The sequence below is a fragment of the Staphylococcus sp. GDY8P119P genome, from assembly GCF_017892075.1.
In the GTDB taxonomy this organism is placed as follows: domain Bacteria; phylum Bacillota; class Bacilli; order Staphylococcales; family Staphylococcaceae; genus Staphylococcus; species Staphylococcus ureilyticus.
This window is the reverse complement of record NZ_JAESKJ010000012.1, coordinates 1-3,117: the sequence shown is the minus strand read 5'-3', so window position 1 is coordinate 3,117 and position 3,117 is coordinate 1. Positions and strand designations below refer to the sequence as shown.

Below are 3,117 nucleotides of genomic sequence, written 5' to 3'. Positions count from 1 at the left end.
ATGATATTAAAAAATTTAAATAATTCTATAGATTATATAGATCAGAATTTAACAAACGATTTAAATTTATATGATATAGCGAATTTTGTTGGTTTACCTGAGCAGCATTATAGAAATTTGTTTATATTTCTTACTGGTATCGGTTTATCTGAGTATATAAAAAAAAGAAAATTGTATTTTGCTAATAAAGATTTATTAAATAAAGAATCAGTAACGAGTGTAGCTATAAAATATGGATATTCAATTGATGGTTTTACAAAGTCTTTTAGAGATTGGAGTGGGTATTTACCATCTCAAATATATGAAAAACAAGTTTTAATTTCATATCCGAAACTTTCATTTGCTATTAATGTTAAAGGAGGAATAGGCATGAAAACTAGAATTGTAGATTTGCCAAAAATTAATATAGTAGGCGTAAAAAAACGTGTTCGTATGCAATACGAGGGTGTTAACAATGAAATTGAAGAACTAGCAAATAGTATTACTAATATACAAAAAGAAGAAATGAATAATTTACAAAACATTGAACCTAAAGAAATTGTAAATGTTTCATATGATGCTGATGAGAATTTTATTAAAGAAGAGGGTTATTTAACTCATATGATTGGTGTTATAACAACAGAAAACAATATAAGCGATCAACTTGATGTTATAAATATTGATGAAAGTAAATGGATAGTCTTTGAAAATGAAGGTAAATTTCCAAAAGTTTTACAAGACACATATGCTAAAATTTATTCTGAATGGTTGCCAGAAACAGAATATAAATTAGCTAATGTACCAATGTTTTCTTTTACTAAATTTAATGATTCAGATAGAGATAATGCTTATAGTGAAATTTGGGTCGCAGTTAATAATTGATTTTAGATATTTAAGGTTTTAGAAACGAGTTGAAAACGAGTTTCTTCTTGTCTTGATAATAAGGGTAACTATTGCCGGCGAGGCTAGTTACCCTTAAGTTATTGATATGACTGGTTTTAAGCATAAAAAAAGTTGCTTTTCCGTACCTATTAATGTATCGTTTTAAATGACTAGTAAAAAACATACATAGAAAGGGGAAAAAGCAACTTTTTTTATTGTCATAGTTTGTGAAAACTAAGTTGTTTTTATGTGTTATAACATGGAAAAGTATACTGAGAAAAAACAAAGAAATCAAGTATTTCAGAAATTTATTAAACGTCATATTGGAGAGAATCAAATGGATTTAGTTAAAGATTGCAATACATTTCTGTCTTTTGTAGCTGATAAAACTTTAGAAAAACAGAAATTATATAAAGCTAATTCTTGTAAAAATCGATTTTGTCCTGTCTGTGCTTGGAGAAAAGCTAGAAAAGATGCTTTAGGTTTATCTTTGATGATGCAATATATTAAGCAGCAAGAAAATAAGGAATTTATCTTTTTAACTTTGACTACACCTAATGTAATGAGTGATGAATTAGAAAATGAAATAAAACGTTACAATAATTCTTTTAGAAAACTTATAAAAAGAAAAAAAGTAGGTAGTGTTATAAAGGGATATGTCCGTAAGTTAGAGATTACATATAATAAAAAAAGAGATGATTATAATCCTCATTTTCATGTGTTAATTGCAGTAAATAAATCGTATTTCACAGATAAAAGATATTATATTAGTCAACAAGAATGGTTAGATTTATGGCGTGATGTAACGGGCATTTCAGAAATCACACAAGTTCAAGTTCAAAAAATAAGACAAAATAACAATAAAGAGTTATATGAAATGGCTAAGTATTCTGGTAAAGATAGTGATTATTTAATAAATCAAAAAGTATTTGATGCATTCTATAAATCACTTAAAGGTAAACAGGTATTAGTTTATTCTGGATTATTTAAAGAGGCTAAAAAGAAATTAAAAAATGGGCATTTAGATTATTTAAAAGAAATTGATCCAACCGAATATATCTATCAAATTTTTTATATTTGGAAACAAAAAGAGTATTTAGCTAGTGAACTTTATGACTTAACAGAACAAGAAAAAAGAGAAATTAATCACAAAATGATAGACGAAATCGAGGAAGAACAATAACAAAATATAAGTGCTAACAGCTGACCTCCCGATAACACCATGTAGTTATTGGGAGGTCAGCTGTTGAATTAAGCACGAGTATTTTAAAAGTTATTGTGATGACGACGATAAACGATTATCAAAAGTATAATGTTAAAATGCTTTATTATACTAACGTTATATAAACATTATACTTTCGTTATACAAATTTTAACCCGGTAGGAACTATAAAAAATCATGAAAATTTTAATTTGCATGTAACTGGGCAGTGTCTTAAAAATCGACACTGGTTTTGCTCAAATTTTTGCTTTTGGAAATAGCATATATTTATTTGGCTCATATTTGCGTTTTAAGAGCTTATATAAGTTTTTAGGCATAAAAACTATATGAATTACCCCTAAATCTTTAAAATGCCCCCTTAAAATTCAAAATAAGGGCATAAAAAATAAAAGCTACCTCACTTTATCTGGGGTAGCTTTTTCTTTTATACGGTCTATTTATTTTTCTTTCGACGCCGTATCGTCGATGTAATTCAAAAAAGTTATGGGCTATAAATCTACATCACTTTTTCAAGAATGTAGTAGCAATATTCAAGACAAATTAATTTTTATAACTGCTCGGAATATCTCAAGCCGTTTCTTTAATTTTGAAATAAAAAAATCGACGAAGGTCGATTATGGTTTTTACATGCGTTCTTTTAGAACGCATAAGTGCGCCCTTACGGGATTTAACTAGATTATAACGATGAAAAATAGACCTGTAAAGCGATAACTATTGCGATAAAGTTTGCTAAAAAGGAGTGTTTTATTTTTATGACTATCAAGACGATAATAAAAAATAGAACACGCATTTATGCCGAGAAAATTTATTGATGTTGAGAAGAACCCTTAACTAAACTTGTAGACGAATGTCGGCATAGCGTGAGCTATTAAGCCGACCATTCGACAAGTTTTGGGATTGTTAAGGGTTCCGAGGCTCAACGTCAATAAAGCAATTGGAATAAAGCAATTATTTTTTATTCGATAATTGTTATATATAAATTATCGAGTTAGTTCTTTGATTATTGATTACTATAGGATTGAAAGGTGATGGAT

At 27.9% G+C, this 3,117-nt stretch carries 2 protein-coding genes; both read left to right on the top strand.

The genetic code is table 11. The features are described from left to right. A partial coding sequence (locus KA830_RS11945; protein ID WP_194375768.1) for an AraC family transcriptional regulator occupies window positions 1-861 on the top strand: 861 nt, incomplete at its 5' end. A gap of 259 nt (window positions 862-1,120) precedes the next feature. Then, window positions 1,121-2,044, top strand: a complete 924-nt coding sequence (locus tag KA830_RS11940; protein ID WP_204173209.1) for a protein rep — start codon at window positions 1,121-1,123, stop codon at window positions 2,042-2,044. Window positions 2,045-3,117 lie beyond the last annotated feature (1,073 nt).